This is a genomic window from Frankia nepalensis, from assembly GCF_016786325.1.
Lineage (GTDB): Bacteria > Actinomycetota > Actinomycetes > Frankiales > Frankiaceae > Pseudofrankia > Pseudofrankia nepalensis.
This window is the reverse complement of record NZ_JADWYU010000119.1, coordinates 34659-55401: the sequence shown is the minus strand read 5'-3', so window position 1 is coordinate 55401 and position 20743 is coordinate 34659. Positions and strand designations below refer to the sequence as shown.

The 20743-nt window shown below is 72.3% G+C and carries 14 protein-coding genes; 7 read left to right on the top strand and 7 right to left on the bottom strand.

Annotated features, from left to right (window positions below; all coding sequences use genetic code 11):
* Nucleotides 1-11 precede the first annotated feature (11 nt).
* Nucleotides 12-1028: an LLM class flavin-dependent oxidoreductase gene (locus I6A81_RS15705; RefSeq protein WP_203001517.1), complete on the bottom strand. Its 1017-nt coding sequence runs from the start codon at nt 1026-1028 to the stop codon at nt 12-14.
* 86 nt (nt 1029-1114) lie between these two features.
* Here I6A81_RS15705 and I6A81_RS15700 point away from each other — a divergent pair, with 86 nt between their 5' ends.
* Nucleotides 1115-1906, top strand: a complete 792-nt coding sequence (locus I6A81_RS15700; RefSeq protein ID WP_203001519.1) for an MmyB family transcriptional regulator — start codon at nt 1115-1117, stop codon at nt 1904-1906.
* 16 nt (nt 1907-1922) lie between these two features.
* On the opposite strand, the gene I6A81_RS15695 is transcribed toward I6A81_RS15700, so the two are convergent.
* Both I6A81_RS15695 and I6A81_RS15690 read right to left on the bottom strand, forming a co-directional pair.
* On the bottom strand, nt 1923-4220 hold the full coding sequence (locus tag I6A81_RS15695) for a molybdopterin-dependent oxidoreductase (protein ID WP_238428578.1): 2298 nt from the start codon (nt 4218-4220) through the stop codon (nt 1923-1925).
* Between the two features lie 575 nt (nt 4221-4795).
* Complete coding sequence (locus tag I6A81_RS15690) at nt 4796-5470, bottom strand: hypothetical protein (RefSeq protein WP_203001523.1); 675 nt, start codon at nt 5468-5470, stop codon at nt 4796-4798.
* Nucleotides 5471-5609: 139 nt separating this feature from the next.
* Between I6A81_RS15690 and I6A81_RS15685 the strand changes: the two genes are divergently transcribed.
* Entirely contained in the window at nt 5610-7604 is a 1995-nt protein-coding gene (locus tag I6A81_RS15685) for an ATP-binding protein (RefSeq protein WP_203001525.1), read from the top strand.
* Nucleotides 7592-8269 (top strand): response regulator transcription factor, encoded by a 678-nt coding sequence (locus I6A81_RS15680; protein ID WP_203001527.1) that lies wholly within the window; start codon nt 7592-7594, stop codon nt 8267-8269. The genes I6A81_RS15685 and I6A81_RS15680 overlap by 13 nt, the downstream gene beginning before the upstream one ends.
* A gap of 2 nt (nt 8270-8271) precedes the next feature.
* On the opposite strand, the gene I6A81_RS15675 is transcribed toward I6A81_RS15680, so the two are convergent.
* Nucleotides 8272-9327, bottom strand: a complete 1056-nt coding sequence (locus I6A81_RS15675) for a hypothetical protein (RefSeq protein ID WP_203001529.1) — start codon at nt 9325-9327, stop codon at nt 8272-8274.
* 551 nt (nt 9328-9878) lie between these two features.
* Here I6A81_RS15675 and I6A81_RS15670 point away from each other — a divergent pair.
* Nucleotides 9879-11420, top strand: a complete 1542-nt coding sequence (locus tag I6A81_RS15670) for a GGDEF domain-containing protein (RefSeq protein WP_203001531.1) — start codon at nt 9879-9881, stop codon at nt 11418-11420.
* A gap of 561 nt (nt 11421-11981) precedes the next feature.
* Here the strand turns inward: I6A81_RS15670 and I6A81_RS15665 are convergent.
* A complete protein-coding gene (locus tag I6A81_RS15665) occupies nt 11982-12464 on the bottom strand; it encodes a YxiG-like protein (RefSeq protein WP_203001533.1) in 483 nt (160 codons plus the stop codon).
* Between the two features lie 542 nt (nt 12465-13006).
* Between I6A81_RS15665 and fxsT the strand changes: the two genes are divergently transcribed.
* Nucleotides 13007-15784, top strand: coding sequence for an FxSxx-COOH system tetratricopeptide repeat protein (gene fxsT / locus I6A81_RS15660; protein WP_407661311.1), 2778 nt, complete (start codon nt 13007-13009; stop codon nt 15782-15784).
* A 115-nt stretch (nt 15785-15899) separates the two neighbouring features.
* Here fxsT and I6A81_RS15655 read toward each other — a convergent pair whose 3' ends face one another.
* Nucleotides 15900-16313, bottom strand: coding sequence for a VOC family protein (locus I6A81_RS15655; RefSeq protein WP_238438589.1), 414 nt, complete (start codon nt 16311-16313; stop codon nt 15900-15902).
* 833 nt (nt 16314-17146) lie between these two features.
* Here I6A81_RS15655 and I6A81_RS15650 point away from each other — a divergent pair.
* Both I6A81_RS15650 and I6A81_RS45585 read left to right on the top strand, forming a co-directional pair.
* Nucleotides 17147-19234: an ABC transporter ATP-binding protein gene (locus I6A81_RS15650; RefSeq protein ID WP_203001539.1), complete on the top strand. Its 2088-nt coding sequence runs from the start codon at nt 17147-17149 to the stop codon at nt 19232-19234.
* A gap of 153 nt (nt 19235-19387) precedes the next feature.
* The gene (locus I6A81_RS45585) at nt 19388-19822 is read left to right on the top strand and encodes an HflX-like GTP-binding protein (RefSeq protein WP_203001540.1); all 435 of its coding nucleotides are present in this window, start codon (nt 19388-19390) and stop codon (nt 19820-19822) included.
* Between the two features lie 320 nt (nt 19823-20142).
* On the opposite strand, the gene I6A81_RS15640 is transcribed toward I6A81_RS45585, so the two are convergent.
* Complete coding sequence (locus tag I6A81_RS15640; protein WP_238428579.1) at nt 20143-20742, bottom strand: VOC family protein; 600 nt, start codon at nt 20740-20742, stop codon at nt 20143-20145.
* Nucleotide 20743 lies beyond the last annotated feature (1 nt).

Below are 20743 nucleotides of genomic sequence, written 5' to 3'. Positions count from 1 at the left end.
GATCGAGGAGATCACCAGGTCTGGCTGGCGCTCGTGGGAACCGAGGGTTGCCCAGCACGGGTACCTGGGGTGAGGGCGGGTCCCGCCGATGCCCGCAGGGCCGGGATCAGGGCGGCGAGCCGGTCGAGCTGCTCGTTCTGGGACCGCGGGTCCAGGGCGCCGAGGCGGACGACGACGTGCCGCGCGCCGGCGGCGACATATCGCAGCAGGCCCGCGAGGACCTGGTCGGCGGAGCCGGTGACCACCGCCTGGATCTTCTCCAGGTCCGCCAGCGGCATGCCGTAGGTCGCCCGCGCATAGGCGTCCAGGGCCTGGCGGCCGCGCTCGGTGTCCTCGTCGACCCGGGCCGAGACGAACAGCGCTGGCGTGACGTCCGCCGCCGCGCGACCGGCGTCGGCGGCCGCGTCGCGGATCTCGCCGAGCCCGGAGGCGTAGTCGGCCGGGTCGGGCGGGTAGGGCAGCCACCCGTCGTACCAACGGCCGGCGCGGGCGAGCGCCGCCGGGGTCGCGCCGCCCAGCCAGATCGGCGGGCCGCCAGCGTGAAACGGCCTGGTCATGGGCGGGAGGTCGGCGAACCTGAGGATCTCGCCGTGGAAGGAGCCGGCGCCGGTCCACAGGGCCCGCCACAGCGCGACCGTCTCGTCCAGCCGCGCGAAGCGCCGTTCCCACGGCACCTCGGACAGCGCGTACAGGGGCTGCCCGAAACGGCCGGGGAAGCCCGCGCCGACCGCCACGACGAGCCGGCCTCCGGCGAGCAGGTCGACCGACGCGAGGGCCTGCGCGGCCTGGAGGGGCCGGCGCAGGAACGGCAGCAGCGCGCCCGTGCCCAGGACGGCGGTCTCGGTGGCCGGGGCGAGCGCGGCCAGCATCGTCAGCGCCTCGATGCGCGGGCTGACCAGGGTGTCGTTGACGAAGAGCGAGGAGAAGCCCGAGCGTTCGGCCCGGCGGCCGAACGCGACCAGCTCCCGGGGGTCGCCGGCCGCGCCCCACTGGGCGGCTCCGGTCGGGATCAGTACACCGATGTCCATGCCGGTGAGGATCATGCGTGGTGTGGGGCGCGGCAATTCCCGCCAGGGAATGGCCGAGAACCGCGGTCGCGGTTAGAAACCGGTGGGTGGACTTCCCCCTGGCGCTGCGCGAGCGCCGCACCCGCCGCCGCGTCAGCCAGCTCGACCTGGCGCTGCGGGCGGGCACCACCCAGCGGCACCTCAGCTTCCTCGAGTCCGGCAGGTCCGTCCCCGGCCGGGACATGGTGGTGCGGCTCGCCGAGTCGCTCGACCTGCCGCTGCGGGAGCGCAACGAGCTGCTCTTGGCGGCTGGGTACGCCCCGGTCTACCCGCACAGCTCGCTCGACGGCCCGGCGCTGGCGCCGGTCCGCGCCGCGATCGACCACATCCTGCGTGGGCACCTGCCGTATCCGGCGCTGGTCGTGGACCGCGACGGCGACCTCGTCGCCGCGAACGCCGCGCTGGCCCTGATCACCGAGGGCGCGGCGCCCGAGCTCGTCGGGCCGGGTACGAACGTCTACCGCCTCGCGCTGCACCCAGACGGCCTCGCGCCCCGGATCCGCAACTTCGCCGAGTGGGCTCGGCACATCCTGGCGCGCATCGGTCACCTGGCGGAGCTGCGCGCCGAGCTCGCGGAATACGTCCCCGATTTGGCGCCGTCCGACGGGCAGCTCGGTTTCGCGGTGCCGCTGCGCCTCGCGTCCTCGCGCGGGGAGCTGCACCTGATGACGACCGTGACGACCTTCGCGACCGCCGTCGACGTCACCCTCGCCGAGCTGAAGCTGGAGGCGTTCCTTCCGGTCGACCCGGCGACGGCCGAAGCCCTCGCGGCCGCGGCAGTGGCAGCGGCGGGGCCGCGGCCTCGCGGGTCTGGAGACCAGACCCGCGAGGACGCGTAGGCCGGTTGCCCAGGCGTCAGTCGACGGGGGACAACCGGACCGGGATGCCGTTGAGGACGGCGTTGCCGGACAGCGGGTCGAGCTGGGACGCGTCGGTGAGGATGTTCGTGTTCACACCGGGGTGCGCGGCGGCGACCGACATCCGGGTGCCGGCCAGGCCGTGGCCCCAGCCGTGCGGGAGGCAGACGACACCCGCCATCACCTCGTCGCTCACCTCGACCTGGACCTCGAGCGTTCCCGTCGCGGACGCCAGCCGGGTCCGGCCGCCGTCGGCGACGCCGTGGCGGGCCGCGTCGTCCGGGTGCACGAGCAGGGTGCAGCGCTCCCGGCCCTTCACCATCGCCGGGACGTTGTGCAGCCAGCTGTTGTTGGTACGCGGGTGGCGCCGGCCGATCAGCACCAGGCCCTCGTCGGCGCCCGCGCCGGCCGCGGCGTCGAGCGTGGCGCGCAGCCGCGCGACGTCCGCCACGAGCGGCTCCGGGGCGAGCTCGACCTTCCCGCTCGCGGTGCGCAGCAGCGCCGGGAGCCGCGGGGTCAGCGCCCCGAGGTCCACCCCGTGCGGGCTGGCCAGCAGCCGGGCGAGCCGCAGCCCGTCCGGCCGGGCACCGAACCCGTCGCCGAAGTAGCCCGTGCGCAGGGCCACGTCCAGCAGGCGCTCCGGCGCGGACTCGCCGTCGACGAGCGCGCGCAGCTCGGCGGGGTCGCGGCCGGCGACCGGCGAGCCCGGCTCGGCCACCGCCCGGCGCAGCGCCTCGTCGAGCAGCGTCTCGTGCACGACCGACACGTCGGCGTCGGCCGGCTCGCCGAGCGCGATCAGCGTCAGCCGGGCCAGGATGTCGTGCTCGGCCAGCCCGCCGGGGTCGGGCGGCAGGACCGGTGGGGAGTAGCTGGCCACCGTGCGCACGGCCAGCGCCCCGAGCATGAAGTCGTAGTGCCCGACCCGGGCCGGGTCGGTGGGCGGCAGGATGACGTCGGCGTGGCGCGACGTCTCGTTCAGGTACGGGTCGACGCTCACCATGAACTCGAGCGTGTCGAGCGCCGCCGACAGCCGCCGCGCGTCCGGGGTGGACAGCACGGGGTTGCCGGCGACGGTGACCAGGGCCCGCAGCTGGCCCTCGCCGGGGGTGTCGATCTCCTCGGCCATGGCCGCGGCGGGGAACTCGCCCATTACCTCCGGCAGCCCGCGGACCCGGGTGTGCCACCGCCCGGTGGTCCACCCGCGCCCGCGGGCGCGGCCGTCCACCGGTGGCCGGTCGGCGCGGCCGTGGGCGCCGCGGCCGAACATCGCCCCGCCGGCGGCGTCGAGGTTGCCGGTCAGCGCGTTCAGGACGATCGTGAGCCAGCTCGTCAGCGCGCCGAACGCGACCGTCGTCGTCCCCATCCGGCCGTAGACGGCGGCCCTCGGCGCCGCGGCGAGCTCGGCGGCGATCCGCCGGGTCGTCTCGGCGGGCACCCCGCAGGCCGGCGCGACCGCCTCCGGGGTGAACGGCGCGGCCAGCTCGACGACGCGCTCGACGCCGGCGAGGTGCTCGGCGGCGGGGCCCAGGCTGACCAGGCCGGCCGCGGCCAGGTGGTTGACGAGCGCGAACAGCCACAGCGCGTCCGTGCCCGGCCGGATCGGCAGGTGCTCGTCGGCGAGGGCGGCGGTGCGGGTCCTGCGCGGGTCGACGACGACCACCTTGCCACCGCGGTCCCGGATCCCGGCGAGCCGGCCGGGGAAGTCGGGCGCGGTGCACAGGCTGCCATTGGAGACGGCGGGGTTCGCGCCGAGCATCAGCAGGTAGTCGGCGCGGTCCAGGTCGGGCACCGGGATCAGTGAGGGATGCCCGAAGACAAACCCGCAGGCGACGTGCATCGGCATCTGGTCGACCGTCGTCGCGCTGAACCGCCAGCGGCTGCCCAGGGCGCGGCTGAACGCCGGGAGGTGCTGGGAGCCGGACATCGTGTGCGCGTTCGGGTTGCCGACGTACAGGCCGACGGCGTCCCGGCCGTGCGCGTCGACGACCCGGCGCAGGCCCGCGCGCACGGTCTCGAACGCCTCGTCCCAGTCGACCTCGCGCCAGCCGGCCTCGCCGTGCCGGCCGCGCCCGCCACCGGCGGTGTCGCGGACCAGCGGGCGGCGCAGCCGATCCGGGTCGTTGAGCAACTGCGGCAGCGAGGCACCCTTCGGGCAGATGTAGCCCCTGCTGAACACGTGGGCCGCGTCGCCGCGCGCGCCGACCACCCGACCGTCGGCCACCCGCAGCTCCAGCCCGCAGGTTGCCTCACACAACGGACATATACGCGGCGCGGTCGACTCTAACCCGATAGTCATGTCTGGAAGAGTCGCACATCTGATGGTCATCGGCTCGTGTCCAGAGGCGGCGGGCTTGGCGCGCCGGCCGGCCGGCCCGAGGCGTAGGCAGGGAGCCGCCCCTGGCGACCCGCAATCGCGGAGGCGGCCGGTGGCGGAGCAGCCGGCCTGGCACGGCGGGGTCCGCCTCGGCACCGGCCCGAGCGGCGCCGAACTCTAGGGTGGGCCGCGTGACGGGGGTTCGCCGGGGGCGGAGGGGTGGGACGTGCCCGCGTGCGGCCGCGCGCTCGTCTTGTCCGACGTCACGGGGAATCGTGTCAGACATCAGAACCGCGACCGGCATCGTTTCGTGACTCTGATGTCTGACAGCGCGTCCGGGATCCCTCGGGCGTCTGCCACGACACCGGGAGAGGGGTGGCGGGGGTGCCGCTCTGCCAGGCCGTCGACCGGGCAGACGTTGCCTGATGCCTGGGGTCGCGCCACTTCTTAAAGATCTTGGTCTGCGGGTGCGGCTGGCGGGGCTGACGTTTGTTGAGATGGCGCCACGCGTTTGTTGAGATGGCACCACGCGTTGCACTGGCCAGGTGCTTGCCCGTTCATTCCTGGGCGGTGGCGGTGCGCGCGATCACCACGCCGAGCAGGGCCAGGAGCACGTTCCAGCCGCCGATGCCCAGGAAGAAGACGTCGCCGCCGGCCATGACCAGCGGGGTGAGGCCGACGAACACGAACACGCCGCACAGCAGCGGGACGAACCGGCCGGCGCCGCGCAGGGCGCGCTCGCGCAGCACGCCTATACCGGTCAGCGTGAACCCGAGCCCGGCGATCATCGAGGCGACCCCGATCAGGGTGCCGACCAGGACGAAGCCTGAGTCGTCCACCTCCGCGTGGGCGAACGGGATGAACGCCAGCTCGCACGGCACGAACAGCGCCATCCCCACCAGCATGACCGGGTTGCCGGCCCGGGCGGCGCGGCCGCGGCCGGCGAGGCCGGACCGGGCGAGGGCGAGGGCGCCGAGGAACGTCAGGACGTGCGTGAGCGTCCAGACCACCTCGAGGCCCTGGAACAGGCCCGGGCCGTAAGGCCAGCTGACCTCGTCCGTGGACACGGGCGAGGTTCGGGCGGCGCTCCAGGCCGCGCCCGCCACCGCGATCAGCCCGCCGGCCGCGCAGAGCGCGCCGAACAGGCGCGGGAACCGTGGGCCGGCCGCCCGGGCCGGGATCGGTAGCGGTCTGGTGGCCACACGGGTCGTGACGTCGTAACTGCCGGTCATCGTCCACCTCCTGGTGGGTCGTCGGAATGACGTCGAGGCTGCCGCGCCGGGGTGGCTCACCGCAGCCGCGCCGCCACCTGACCCGCGACAGGTGCTGGCACTGTTGTCACCGGCCGGGGCGGCACGCGACGATCACCCCGTGACCGGTCACGACGTCCGCGCGCACCCGCTCCCGGTGGCGCTGCTGGTGCTGACCTGCGCGGTCGCCGTCGCCTCGGTACCGCTCTCGGCCGGTCGGGAGCCCGTCATCGACACGGCGCTCTACCCGCTCAACGCGGTCGCGCTCGGCGCGGCCGGCCTGCTCATCCGGATGCGGCTGCCGCGGCACCGGGTCGGATTGCTGCTGGCCGGTCTCGGCCTGGTGGGGGCCCTGGTCGAACTGCTGGAGGGATACGGCTACCACGACACCTGGCCGGGCGCGCTCAGCGTGCAGTGGGGCGCGGCCTGGGGGTCGCCGGTCGGCGCGGGCAGCACCGCCACGCTGCTCGCGCTGTTCCCGGACGGGCGCGCGGCGGGCCGCCGGTGGCGGTGGCTGCCGCCCTTCACGATCGGAGCCACCGCGACGCTCGTGCTCGGGGCGGCGCTGTCGCACGCGAACGACGACTCGTACGCCTTCACCACAGACGGCAACCCGTACGCCGTCGACGGGTTCGACATCCTTTTCCACATCGGCGAGCTCGCGTTCGCGGCGTCGATCGTGCTCTCGATCGCCTCGCTGGTGGGCCGGTTCCGACGGGCCGGAGGCATGGAGCGCCAGCAGCTCAAGCTGATCTTCTGGTTCGCCTGCCTGCTCGCGGTGGTCGGCCCCGCCGCGGCGGTGAGCTACCACAGCAACGTCGTCGTGCAGGTCGCGATCACGCTGCTGGTGCCGCTGCTGCCGGTCACGATCTGTGTGGCGATCCTGCGCTACCGGCTGTACGACGTCGACGTCCTGATCGCCCGGACGATCGCCTACGCGGCGCTGACCGCGCTGCTGGCCGTTGCCTGGGGCGTCACCGCCCTCGTGCTCGGCGCCCTGCTCGGCGGCGGCTCGGCCTGGGTGACCGCGGGCGCGACGATCGCCGCCGCGGCCGTCGTCCTGCCACTACGGCGAAGGGTGCAGGACGGCGTCGACCGGGCGTTCCGGCGCGCGCGGCACCATGCGCTGGCCCGGGTCGACGCCTATCTGGAGGACCTGCGCGCCGGCCGGGCCTCGGCGGACGAGCTGGAAGGGCTGCTGCGCGACGTGCTCCGTGACCCCGCGCTGACGTTGCGGCTGCTGTTGCCCGGCCAATCCCCACCCGCCAGCGTTGACGGTCCCAGCGCCGACCGGCCGAGCGTCGACGGTCCCAGCGCCGACCGGCCCAGCACCGACGGCTCCAGCGTCGACGGCCGCGTCCGGACGCTGGTCGAGCGCTCGGGGGTCGCGCTCGCAGAGGTGACGCACGCGGTGCCGGAGGGCGAACCGCTGGCCGATGTGCTGTCCCGGGCCGGGCTGGCGATCGAGATCGCCCGGCTCCAAGCCGAGGTGCGCCACCGGCTCGCCGAGGTGGAGGCCTCGCGCGCCCGGATCGTCGCGGCGGCGCACGACGAGCGCCGCCGGCTGGGGCGCGACCTGCACGACGGGGCGCAGCAGCGGCTGGTCAGCGCGGGACTCGCGCTGCGGCATGTGCAGCACCAGCTCGGCGACCAGCCAGCGGCCAGCGACCTCGAGACCGTCGTCACCGAGATCGGCGGCGCGATCCAGGACCTGCGCGAGCTGGCGCACGGCATCCGCCCGGCCCGGCTCGACGACGGGCTGGAGCTGGCGCTGCGCGAGCTGGCCGGCCGGACGCCGCTGCCCGTGCGGGTGGCGGCCGCGCCCGGCCCGCTGCCGGACGCCGTCGTCGCCGCGGCCTACTACGTCGCCGCGGAGGCGCTGACGAACGTGGTGAAGCACGCGGTCGCCAACACGGTGGAGCTGCGGGCGGACCGGGAGGACGGGGAGCTGGTGCTGAGCGTGCGGGACGACGGCGTCGGGGGCGCGGAGCCGGGCGCCGGGTCGGGCCTGCGCGGCCTGGCCGACCGGGTGGGGGCGCTCGGCGGGCGGCTGCGGCTCGAAAGCCCGGCCGGCGCGGGCACGACGCTGACGGTAAGGCTGCCGTGCGCGTCGTGATCGTCGAGGACCAGGTGCTCCTCCGGGAGGGCCTCGTCCGCCTGTTCGAGGACCATGAGCACACCGTCGTCGCCGCCCTCGGGGACGCGACCGGAGTGCTCGCCGCGGTCGCCGGGCACGCGCCCGACCTCGTGGTGCTCGACATCCGGATGCCGCCGTCCTTCACCGACGAGGGCGCCCGGGCCGCCCGCGAGGTGAAGGACGCCCATCCGGAGGTGGGCGTCCTCGTGCTGTCCCAGCACGTGGAGGCCCGGTACGCCACCGGGCTGGTCGCGCTCGGCGGGTTCGGCTACCTCCTCAAGGACCGGGTCCTCAACGTGGGCGAGTTCCTCGCGGCCGCCGGCCGGGTGGCCGCCGGTGGCTCGGCGCTGGATCCGCACGTCGTCGGCACGCTGCTCGCGGCGCAGGGCACGGCGGACCCGGTGGCCGGGCTGTCGGCCCGCGAGCGGGACGTGCTCGCGCTCATGGCCGAGGGTCTCAACAACACCGCCATCGCCCGGCGGCTGGTCGTCAGCGAACGCACCGTCGAAGGGCACGTGCGCCACCTGCTGATCAAGCTCGGCCTGGCCGAGGTGGACGACGGCCACCGCCGCGTGCTCGCCGTTCTCGCCCACCTGCGCCACGCCGCCCTGCCGCCCCCGCGACCGTCCGGTCCCAGCGGCTGACCTCACTCGCGCCCGTCAGGAGCCGGCGGACGGTTCCGAGCCGCTGTTCCCGAGGTCCATGCTGGCCAGCTCCGTGGCGCGACCTCGGCGTACGTCGTCTCGATCAGCGCGGCCCGGGCGACATCGCCGGGCAGGACGGCACGGCGTGCCTCGGTAAGGGAACCGAGCGCGTGCTGGAAGCATCCGCGCCGTAGTTGCACCTGCGCCAGCGACGTGAGCAGCTCGCCTCGGACGTGGGCCTGGCCGGTGTCGTAGGAGAGAGTGAGGCCCCGGGCCAGGTGGCGTTCGGCGTCGGGCAGCCGGTCCAGCGCCGACTCGGCGGCGCCCAGGCGTCGCAGACTGGCGAGGTCACGGATCAGCTCGGCGTCCGGCGCCGCGTCGATCAGGTCGGCCGCCGCCGTGGCCGCCGTGGCGGCCACGCGGGCAGGGGCCGCGTCGCCGGCGTGCAGCCGCGCCAGGGACAGCACCGCCAGCGCCCCGGCCTCGCCTGTCCGGTCAGCGAGGCCGCGGGCGAGGCCGGCGGCCGCCGCGGCGTACCAGACGGCGGTGGGCAGGTCGAGGTCCTCGAGCGCGAGCTCGGCGATCTCGGTGTGCAGCGGCACGACGTCGCCCGTATCGCCGTCAGCCGTGCGCAGCCCGTTCTCGAACAGCGCGCGGGCTTCCCGCCGGCGGTCCAGCAGCCGGCTGGCTCGGCCGTGGTAGAGGGCGAACCGTGCCGAGGCGCGCGGCGCCGTCGGCTGTGGCACCAGCGCGCGAAGGCCCCGCCGGGTCTCGTCGGGCCGGCCGAGCAGCAGGTGGGCTCCGGCGAGCAGCAACTGGGCGTCGTACCTGCGCGGGTCGGTCCGCGGGAGCAGGTCGGACGCCGTCGTGAGCCACGAGGCGGCCGTCGCCGGGTCGTGGTGCATCAGCTCGTCGGCGCCGGCCAGCAGGATCACGGCGCGTCCGTGATCCGGGCCGAGCTTCTCGGTGGCCTGCCGGGGGAGACCGGTCTGGCCTGCTCGGCCGGCCGCACCCAGGTACGGGTCGGTGTGGCGTGCCGGTGCGTGCCGCCATGGCATGGACGTTCTCCTCCGGTCGACGACGGGACAGCGGTCGGTCGGACGGTGATCCAGCGCGACGCCGGCGGCCCCGTGCTGTCGACCGCCCTCCGACCCCCGGGTGCGCCCCTGCCGGCTTGGCCGGAAAAGGTTGCACAAATACTCTTCGTCGCGGGTTTGCCGTTGGATGGCCGCCGCGGGGCGCGGCAAGAGTGATGAATGCCATTGTCGGGCAGGCGACATTCGGGTGCGAGAACTCGGATCCGGTGGGGCATGGACGGCCCGGGGATTTCGAGCGAGCGGAACGGGATGCGCTGACGACCGGCGCTTTTCATGATCGGAGGAACAGTTTCGGCGGGGTTGCTCACGGGAAGTAGTGGATTGACCACCTGTGGCGGTCATGGTGGATTGTCGCGGGCAGGCGAACCGTCGTCGACTTTGTGGTCGGCGGTCCGAGCGCTGGGACAAGGGTTATGGAAGGTACCGGCACATCCGGCGCGCGCCCTACCGGCATGCCCGACGTTTGGACCGCGGTCGAGTCGTCAGGCCGTCCGGGCGGCGACGCGGGCGAGATGGACCGTGTGTTCGCTGCTGGTGGCGCGGTGGGCCGGCTGATGGCGAGCATGGACTGGTCCGCGACCGCGTTGGGCCCTGTCCGCGACTGGTGCCCGACCCTGCGCACGGCGGTCAGTATCTGCCTTGAATCCCGGTTCGCGCTGGAGGTCCTCTGGGGGAGAGATTTCCTCCAGGTCTACAACGACGCACTGGTCACCCATATCGGTAGGAAGCACCCATGTCTGGGTGTGCCGTTCCGGGAGACGTTTCCCGAGCTCGAGGACGACTACATCCCGATGCTCAACCAGGTACTGGCTGGCAGGGGCGCCACCTGGTCGAAGGACTGGCTTCTCCTGCTCGACCGGCACGGATTTCTGGAGGAATCCTACTTCACCTTCTCTTTTGGTCCCATCCGCCGGCATCCGGGAGCTGAGGTGGTCGGTGTGCTGACGGCGACGCAGGAGACCACTCGTCAGGTGCTCGGCACGCGGCGGCTGTCCTGTCTGCGTGACCTCGCCAGCGCCACGGTCGGCAGCCGAACCCCGGGAGAGACCTTCACCCGCGCGGTCGAGGTGCTGGGCAGGTACGCGGCGGACATTCCCTACTGCCTGATCGCGGTCGCCGCCCCGGAGACACCGCGCAGACTGGTGCCCGTGGCGAGCAGCGGCCTGGCCGTGGCACCATCGGCCGCCGACCACCCCGGCGGCCTCGACCCGGCCGCCGCCGTCCCCGAACTCGTGGACGCACTGGTCACCGATCGGACGCGGACCGTCGGGCAGATCCTGGAGCGGCTCTCGCTCCACCGGACCGCGGGCACGCCACCGTCAGGATCGGCGATTGTCATCCCGCTCTCGGAGGGCGGTGACGCCCCGCCCCTCGGGCTGCTCCTCGCAGGCATCAGTGACCGACTTCCGATGGACGACGACTACCGCACCTTTCTCGCCCTCGCGGCCACCCAGATCACGGCCGTCACGACCGCGGCCCGCGCCGCCGAGGCGGAGCGGGCGATGGCCGCCGACGCCCGCCGCCGCGCCCTGTGCGACCCCCTGACGGGGCTGCCGAACAGGGTGGCGCTGTTCGAGCGCCTCGACCAGATGATCACCGATTCCCAGTGTGATCAACAGGGTGTCGCGTTTCTCTTCATCGATCTGGACGGCTTCAAGCGGGTCAACGACACGTTCGGCCATCAGACGGGCGACGACCTGCTTCGCGAGGTCGCGCGGCTGCTTCGGCGCGTGGTCCGTCCTGACGACACCGTCGCCCGACTTGCTGGCGACGAGTTCGCCGTGCTGTGTCAGAACCTCACGTCCAGCGCGGCGGTAGAAGCCGTCGCCGACCGGATCATCTCCAGGGTGGCGGCGCTCCGGATCAACGGCGACGAAGGCGCCGCGGTGACCGCCAGCATTGGCATCGCGCTGACCGGGCCGATGATCTCCAACGCCGATGAGCTCGTCTGTGCCGCGGACACGGCGATGTACTCCGCCAAACGGGGCGGCCGCGGCCGCTGGCGGCACTTCGACAGGTCCATGCCGATCCGCCTGGCCCGGCCGCGGCTCTGAGACGGCGGTGGCGGCCGCACTTGGGTCCGGCCTGCGCTACGAGGGATTCCAAACGTGTGGATGCGGCAGAAAGCCGAAGTATCGACCGCGAAGCAAAGCTGAGGTCCGGGCGCGACGGGCGATAGCGGCTCGCAAAGGGCTCAGCGACGCCCAGCATTGTCGTTGCGCCATGCGAATAGCGTTCGCTAAGGCCTCCGACCCGATGGAGGCGCGGAATCAGCGAAGGGCCGTCAACACCAACCGCCCGATTACGATATCGGAACGGGTGGTCCGCTGACGTCCAAGCTGTCCGTCGTTCCTGGTCACAGCCCTGCCGTGTCCATCGCCGTCCACCCCGGTCGGCTGGCGTCGGCGGGCTTGGCTGTACGGATGGGGGCACGTCAGGCCTCGGCGGGGCCTCCGCCGCACCCTCTGTTCTGCGGACCTTGGCAGCGGCCTGCCGACGTCCGCCGGCGTCATCAAAGCGCAGTTCACGCGTAGGCAAATGGAGTTGCACCAGTTGCAATGCTGGCGTCAGGGATTGGCCAGAGTCCGGGTCAAGATTCAGTCGCTCCTCGTCGCTTATGTCGACTCGTCGACCGTGAAAGGTGCGTAGCCGTCCGAAACCGGTGTCACGGACAGGTCGTTGAATATGAGTGTGAGGTTGTGACCGTTCGTTTCAATTCGGACTTCGTGGAAATCAATCCCGATCGCGTCGGACCAGGCTTGGGCGCGTGGAGAGTCGTCGAGGAGGGTGGCGCCTGGGTACAAGGCCTGCCACTTTACGCCCCAGACATAGCCGTCGAGATCTTTTCCGGTCTCGTGGTCGATGAGCCGGTCGTCGAGCGACTGTTTCCACACCTCGGGCGTGACCGCGGGCCGAACATCGACCTCAACGCAGTAGCGAAACAGGTAGCGCAGATGCTCCGCTGGGACGGCAAGTCTTGGGTCGCTGGTGGCGTACACGAGCATCTCGTAGTCGCGCATGTAGTCGGTGAAGGCGTGATAGACGATGGCCTGGTCGAACACATCGTCGAGGGCACGCCGGATAGCGACAACATCCACCCCTGGGTTGTACACCCCGAGGAGTTGCCTCGCTTCAAGTCATGGTGCATCGCAGGCGGCGGCCAGAACGCCCCGCGCCGGGAGCACCGCGCGCTCGCACCGCGCGCAGCCGTCGCGCGGCGCCGGGTTCCCGGCGCAAACTCGTCGTTGATCTGGATCTTCCGCGGGCGTCCGGGCCGTGGGCTGCGCCAGGACTCCTGCGCGCAGCCCGCTGAGGTGCGCGACGATCCCGTCGTCAACCGGCCACCTGTCAGTTGGTTGTCAGCTCGTCTGGCCTGGCCACTCGTGGTCGACGGCCAACCCCTGCTTTGCAAAGTCGGTCTGTTTGCTCGCTGATGTCCGTGGTCGTCCATGGCCATGGTCGGATGTCGGACGGGTTCCGGGACGTGCATACCGGTCTGCTGGCTTGGCTACCTGGCTGGCTACACGACTGGGTGTTTCGCGGTGTCCGTGGCGCTGTCCGGTTCGTCGCTGGTGGGATGCTGGTCGCCAGGGTGACGGGTCGTGCCGTTCGGGTGACCGGTCGTGTCGGGGGGTGGGTCGTGGTGTCGGGTCTGTCGGATACCGAGGTGGGGGCGCTTGCCGAGGTGTTCTCGGATCCTGTGTCGGCGGGGCAGCTCCTGGACGCCGCGGGGTTGTCGAGGGCGGATCATCCGTCGTGGATGGGGCTGACGGCGCGGCAGTTCTGGGGTGAGGTGTCGCGGTTGTTCGCGGCGGGTGTGCTTGTCGATGGCCGGTCGAGTCTGCTGTCGGTGGCGGCCACGTTGTATTCGGGCAATGCGGTGTTCGGCGGCACCGCGTCGGACGGTCAGAGTTCCGCCGCGGGTGGGGCGTCGGTGTGGGGGGTGCCGTGGCCGCGGAATCCGAATTTCGTGGGACGGTCGGTGGAGCTGGCGCGGTTGCGGGAGCGGTTGGCGGGGGTGGGTTCGGCGTCGGTGTTGCCGCAGGCGTTGCATGGGCTGGGCGGGGTCGGCAAGACGCAGTTGGCGGTGGAGTACGCCCACCGGCATCGGGATGGCTATGAGGTGGTGTGGTGGCTGGCCGCGGAGCAGCCGGGTGATCTGACGGCGGGGTTGGGGGAGCTGGCGGGTCGGCTGGGGGTGGCTGCCGGTGAGGTGGCCGAGTCGGCCCGGCGGGCGGTGGCGGCGCTGGCGGCGCGGAGGGTCGGGCGGTGGCTGGTGGTGGTCGACAACGCCGGGGCGCCGCCGCGGGGCGGGGACAGCGCTGATCCGGAGGGGCCGTTGCTGTCGGGGCTGTTGGCTGCGGCGGGTGGTGGTGGGCATGTGCTGGTGACGTCGCGGGACCCGGCCTGGTCGGGAGTCGCGGAGGCGGTCGCGGTGGACATGCTGCCGCGACCGGATGCCGTGGCTTTGCTGCGTCGACGGGCGGGGCGGCTGTCGGAGGCACAGGCGGACCGGGTGGCGGAGCTGCTGGGGGATCTGCCGCTCGCGGTGGAGCAGGCCGGGGCATGGCTGGACCGGTCGGGGATGAGTGTGGAGACCTATTGCGCGCTGGTGGAACAGCGGGCGCGGGAGATTCTGGCGGAGGGGAAGCCGGCGGGTTATCCGGTGCCGGTGGCGGCGACGTGGACGCTGGCGGTCGACCGGCTCGAGGACCCGGCCGCGGTGTGGCTGCTGTGGCTGTGGGCGCGATGCGGGCCGGAGCCGATCCCCACCGACCTGATCGGCCCGCGCGTCGCCGACCGACTGCCCGGGCCGCTGAGGGCGGCCGCGTCCGACCCCCTCGTGCTCGGGCGGCTGACGCAGACGCTGGCCTCGCTGGGGCTGGTCCGTCTGCACACGGACGGGGTGGTGCTGCACCGGCTCGTCCAGGCGGTCCTACGCGACCACACCCCGCCCGCCGACCGCGACGTCGCCCGCCAGGCGGTGCATGGGCTGCTGGCTGCCGCCGACCCGGGCGCGCCGGACCGTCCGGACTGCTGGCCGCGCTACGCCCAGTTGCGGCCGCATGTGGCCGCCTCCGGCATGGTCGACAGCCACGACACGGACTGCCGCCGGCTGGTCTGGCGGCTGGCCTGGTATCTCAACGCGGCCGGTGACTACGCCACCAGCCTGACCCTGGCCCGCGACACCCGCACCCACTGGCTCCGGATCCTTGGCGAGGATCATCCGGATTCGATGATGTCGGCGGCGAATCTCGCCGCCACGTTGCAGTCGTTGGGTGACTACCCGGCGGCCCATCGGCTGCAGGGGGATGTGCTCGCCCGGCGTCGGCGGATCCTTGGCGAGGATCATCCGGATTCGATGATGTCGGCGGCGAATCTCGCCGCCACGCTGCGGTCGTTGGGTGACTACCCGGCGGCCCGCCAGTTGCAGGAGGATGTGCTCGGCCGGCGTCGGCGGATCCTTGGCGAGGATCATCCGGATTCGATGATGTCGGCGGCGAATCTCGCCACCACGTTGCAGTCGTTGGGTGACTATCGGACGGCCCGCCAGTTGCAGGAGGATGTGCTCGCCCGGCGCAGGCGGGTCCTCGGCGAGGATCATCCGGATTCGATGATGGCGTCGGCGAATCTCGCGGTCACGTTGCGGTCGTTGGGTGAGTACCTGGCGGCCCGCCAGTTGCAGGAGGATGTGCTCGGCCGGCGCAGGCGGGTCCTCGGCGAGAGCCATCCGGATTCGATGACCTCGGCGGCCAGCCTCGCCCACACGGTCTGGTCGTTGGGTGACTATGCGGCGGCCCGCCAGTTGGAAGGGGATGTGCTCGCCTGGCGTCGGCGGGTTCTTGGCGAGGATCATCCGGATTCGATGATGGCGTCGGCGAATCTCGCGGTCACGTTGCAGTCGTTGGATGAGTACCCGGCGGCCCGCCAGTTGCAGGAGGATGTGCTCGCCCGCAGCCGGCGGATCCTCGGCGAGGATCATCCGGACACGGTGACCTCGGCGGCCAACCTGGCCGTCACGTTGCGGTCGTTGGGTGACTATCAGGCGGCCCGGCAGTTGCAGGAGGATGTGCTCGCCTGGCGTCGGCGGGTTCTTGGCGAGGATCATCCGGATTCGATGATGGCGTCGGCGAATCTCGCGGTCACGTTGCAGTCGTTGGGTGACTATCAGGCGGCCCGGCAGTTGCAGGAGGATGTGCTCGCCCGGCGTCGGATGATCCTCGGCGAGGATCATCCGGACACGGTGACCTCGGCGGCCAATCTCGCCGTCACGTTGCGGTCGTTGGGTGAGTACCCGGCGGCCCGCCAGTTGCAGGAGGATGTGCTCGCTCGGCGCCGGCGGATCCTCGGCGAGGACCACCCACTGACCACCGCTGTTCGCGGCGCGATGGGCCAGCAGGATTCCGGATCGGAATGAGCCTTTCCGCCGGGACCGGAACCTCAGCCGGGGACCAGAGCTCGGATGCGGGTGATCCGCCCCGGGGGTCGACAAACACCCTAGGTTCGGGGTGCGGGCCTCCCGGAGGGGCTCATCAACCGGCGTGGCAGCAGACCTCCAGCTCCATGCCGTCCGGGTCGCGGAAGAACAGCGACCACTCGGAGCCGAGTCGCTGGATCTCGCCGATGTCCGCGCCGAGTTCGCGCAGCCGGTCGCGGGTCGCTTCGAGGGTCTCCAGGGAGTCGACGGCGAGGCCGAAGTGGTCGATGGGACCGCGGCCGCCCTGGCGGCGCCTGTCTCCGATGATGTCCATGTCCTGCACCTCGAAGACGTTGAGCGCCGCGCCCCCGCCAAGATCGAGAATCGTCATGCGCGGGTGGCCGTCCTCTGCTGCCATCTCGAACGTCACCGTGGCCCCGAACGCATCGGCATAGAACTTCACGATCTTGTCTAGGTCGGCCGTCATCGTGGCGATGTGGTTGAACCCCGTGGTGATCGGCACCTGCATCCTCGATTCGGTAGGTGCTGGCCTTGACATAGTTTGCCCGACCCCGCCGGTCTCCGCGCTGCTCGAACGAACGGCCCGGGAGAAGATCGCCGATCGGTGCGACCAGCGACGGCGTCCCTTGGTTCGCGCGAGCGCCAGCACACCAGGTTAGAACCTCGAGTCCTCTCGAGGTCAACACGAGGCAGGCACGCGCCCGCCCGCGCCGGGCAGGTCTCCAGAGGGCACTACCGGCGCTCATGTGCAGCAGGCCAGCGTTGGCTCGCGGCGGTAGCTGGCTCTGGTGGCGCCGTAGGTGCTTACGGTGACGCGATGCGGGCGGCGCGCGGTGAGCAGGTCGAGAGTGGCCGGGTCCGCGAACCCGTCGCGGTCGCCAGGCGGCGAGCGTGATCGCGTTCTGTTTCCTTGAACGCGCGTTTTCCGAGGGAGGAATGGACCTCAAGAACGGCAACCTTCTTTGGGCCGTCCTCGAGAAGGTCACTCGCTCCTGACGGCGGCGGACTCGTTCCCGGCGTCGGCGGGGGTTCCCGCGCGGTTCCTGGCGGCCCGGCCCGCTCGCGGCGGCGTCGCCCGGCCCGCGCGCGCTCAAACCCACCGGCATGATCGTCGAATGGTTGCGGAAATGGCTCGACGGGCAGCCGGCCCCTTCACCGTTTCCGCAAACAACTGGTGATCATCTGTGCCGTCTGCCGGGCCGGACCGGGGCGAAACGAAGCGGTCGCGGCACCGATCGGGCATTGGCGAGCAAATGCGGCAGGCCCGGGCAGTGGCGTGCGGGAAGCGGAAGATCCTCAAAATCCGGGGTTCGTTGTCGCGGATTTCCTGACGCTGGGGCGGTGGACAACAGCCGCGAGCCCCTCGACACCCCTGACGCCGCCGGGGTCCCTGACCCCGTCGGCGGCCTACCCACCCAGCGGGACGCGCCAGCCGCCGAAGCCGACGGCATCCTCGCCGAGACGCCTACGACGGCCGGCGAGGTTTCGCACGATCCGCTGTTGATCTACGGGCGGGAGGACGACGACCCCACCGGGGCGTGGACGAAGCACAACAAGACGATGGAACGGACCGGGGTGCGTACCATGGCGCGGCGGTTGCCGAGCCTGCTCCGGCTGTCCTGGTCGCTGGCCTGGGAGGCCGACCGCGCCGGGCTGATCGCGCTCGTCAGCGTCCGGGTGGTGTCCGGCCTGGTGGAGGCGGTCGGCCTGCTCGCCGTGGCCGGCGCGCTCACCGGGCTGCTGCGCGAGGGCCCGACGCCCGACCGGGTGCGCGCGGCGCTGCCGGCGCTCGCGCTGGTCGTCGCCGCCGGGGTCGTCCGTACCGGGCTGTCGCTGGTAGAAAGCCTGCTGCGCAGCCGGTTCGGCCCGCGGATCGACCGGGTCTGCGTCGTGCGGCTGCTCGACCTCGCGACCCGGACGTCGGTGATGGCGTTCGACGATCCCCGGTTCGTCGACGACCTGGAGGCCGCCGAGCGCGGCGCCGCCGGCGGGCGCCAGCTCGTCGACAACGCGGTGGACGTGTTCACCTCCGCGGTGCGGATGGTCGCCGCGGGCGGCGTGCTCGGCGTGCTGCACCCGCTTCTGCTGCCGCTGCTGGTCCTGTCGATCGTGCCGGACGGCTGGGCGACGGCGCGCTCGGCGCGGCTGGCGTACACCTCGTGGCTGAGCCGCATCCGCCAGATCCGGCGACAGTACATGCTGCGCTACCGCATGACCGACCGGGACTGCGCCGCCGAGATCCGTTCCTTCGGGCTGAGCCGGTTCCTGCTCGACGAGTACACGCTGCTCGCCCGCGACTACGAGGCCGAGCAGCTGCGGGTCGGCCGCGGCCAGGCGCGGTACCGGCTGATCGGCGAGAGCGTGGCCGGGCTCGCGCTCGGCGCCGTGTACGGGACGCTCGTCCTGCTCCTGAACGCCGGGGTGATGCCGCTCGCGGCCGCGGGCACGGCCGTCCTCGCGATCCGCAACGGGCGCGGTGCCCTGTCGACGGCCCTGTCGAGCCTCAACGACGCCTACGAGAACTTCCTCTACTTCGGCGAGTACCGCTCCTGGACCCAGGAGGCCGCCCGCCGGATCCCCGAGTCGCGGTCGGCGAGCGCGCCGGTGAACCCGACGGTCATCCGCGTCGACGGCGCCACCTACACCTACCCCCACACGGACACCGCCGCGCTGCGCGGGGTCACCGTCGAGCTGCGCAGGGGGCAGGTGGTCGCGTTCGTCGGCGTGAACGGCAGCGGCAAGTCCACGCTCGCGAAGATCCTCGCCGGCCTGTACCTGCCGGACGCCGGCACCGTGCGCTGGGACGGGGTCGACCTCGCCGGTGTCGAGCCGGACAGCGTCCGCGACCGGGTCGGCCTGATCCCGCAGTCGTACACGCGGTGGCCGATGTCGGCGCGGCTGAACATCGCCGTCGGCCGCGTCGGCCGGCTGGCGGCCGAGGGCCCGGACAGCGTCATCCCCGCCGCGGCGGCCACCGGCGCCGACGAGGTGGTCGACAAGCTGCCGCATGGCTACGACACGTCGCTCGCCCGCCAGTACAACTCCGGCCACGACCTGTCCGGGGGCCAGTGGCAGCGGATCGCCTGCGCCCGCGCCGTCTACCGGGACGCGCCGTTCCTCATCGCCGACGAGCCGTCGGCGGCCCTCGACGCCCGCGCCGAGCAGGCCCTGTTCGACCTGATCCAGCGGCTCGGCCGGGACCGGATCGTCCTGCTGATCACGCACCGGCTCGCCAGCGTCCGCACCGCCGACCGCATCTACGTCCTCGACGAGGGGCTCGTCGTCGACCAGGGCACCCACGCCGACCTGATGAGCCGCCCCGGCATCTACCACGACCTGTTCACCCTCCAGGCCCGCCAGTTCGTCGACACCCCGGACGCGCCGTCGCCGGTGCCCGAACCGCCGGCCGAGCCAAGTCGAACCCACTGACGTTCTTCCTGTAGATCTTGCCGGGACTGCTCGACCGCCGATTCGCGTACACGCTTCGACCCACAGGGCATGACCAGCCGCTCGTCGGGGGCCACCCGCTCATCGGCCGAATATCCCCGCGGCGCGAGGTGGCTGAGCTGGGATGCTGTCCGGGTGACCGCCATCCGTTCGGTGGTCCTGGTGGGGCTGTTCTCGGCGAAGGACCGCGACTATCAGGCCCGGCTCGACGTCCTCGACGCGCGGGTGACGGCGCTGGGCGGACATGTGCTGGGGCGGTTCGTCCAGCGCAGGGGCGTCTCCGACGGCGGGGTACGGCTGATGACCGCCCCACTGTCCCGGCGCTTCCTCATCGGCCCGGGAAAGCTCGAGGAGATCGCGACGACCTGTTCGAGCAGGAACATCGACGCCGTCATCTTCATCAACGATCTGAGCGCCTACCAGCGCCGGTGGCTGTCGACCCGACTCGGGCGTCCAGTGCTCACCCAGACCGATCTTGACCTGCCAGCGGCGAGCCTGATCATCCCAACCCGATCTCAACCTCCCACAGGCCAGGGCCACAGATCCCGCGGCCGTCGCGGTCGCCGATAACGACTACGCATGGGGTGGCGACTTTCAGACGCTCGCCAAGGCGCCAGGCGATGAGCCGACACCGACCTCGGATCCCCGGTACCGGTGCCCGACCCCCGGCCGAACCCAGCCGGCGCGGCTGACGGCCGGGCCGGAGCGCCCGCGAGCCGCGAACTCAACCCGGCGGCACGCAAGAGACCGCCTTCATAGACGCGACACCGGCGCTCAGCGCCTCGGCTGACGTTGCCCTTAATGGTTCTTCGTGACCCAGGAGGCGGTCTTGGCGCGACGGCGGCCCGGTGGCGAGGCTGGGCATCGCGGGCTGGAGGGCCCGGTGGTGGTCAGGGGACTCGGTAGCCGTCGCGGGTGAGGAGGCGGACGGGGTCGGTGCCGTCCCACTGGGCGCAGGTGGCGGCGACGTTCGCCAGCTGCCTGAGGAATCGCGGCGTCTGCTCGACGACCTCGGTGAAGAACCCGAAGTCCGCGACGGTGTCGAAGTAGCCGACCCGGATGCCGTCCGCGGAGGTGAGCTCGCAGGCGAGTTCATAGCCGAGGCCCGAGTAGAACGCCCGCTTGCCGTCGTAGTCGGCCGTGACGGTGCAGAGCTGATGGAACCCCGCCTGGCCGGTGACCGCGAGCTCCCGGAAGATGCTGGGCCGGTCGCAGCGCTGCTGGATCAGCTCGATCTGCGCCGGGCCGGCCTGCGCCACGCCGACCTGGAGGTTGATCCCCGAGGAGGCCCCGCGGTAGGTGCAGACCTGCTCGACGGGTGGCAGCACGTGGAAGGGCCCGACGCCGTACACCGTCGCCCACCGGGTGGCGGCGGCGACGACGTCGTCGACCACGAAGCCGAGCTGGAACAGCCCGTACTCGCCCTCCGGCCACGGCTGCTCGAACAGGCGAGGCGGGAACAGGCCAGGCGGGAACAGCCTAGAAGGCATC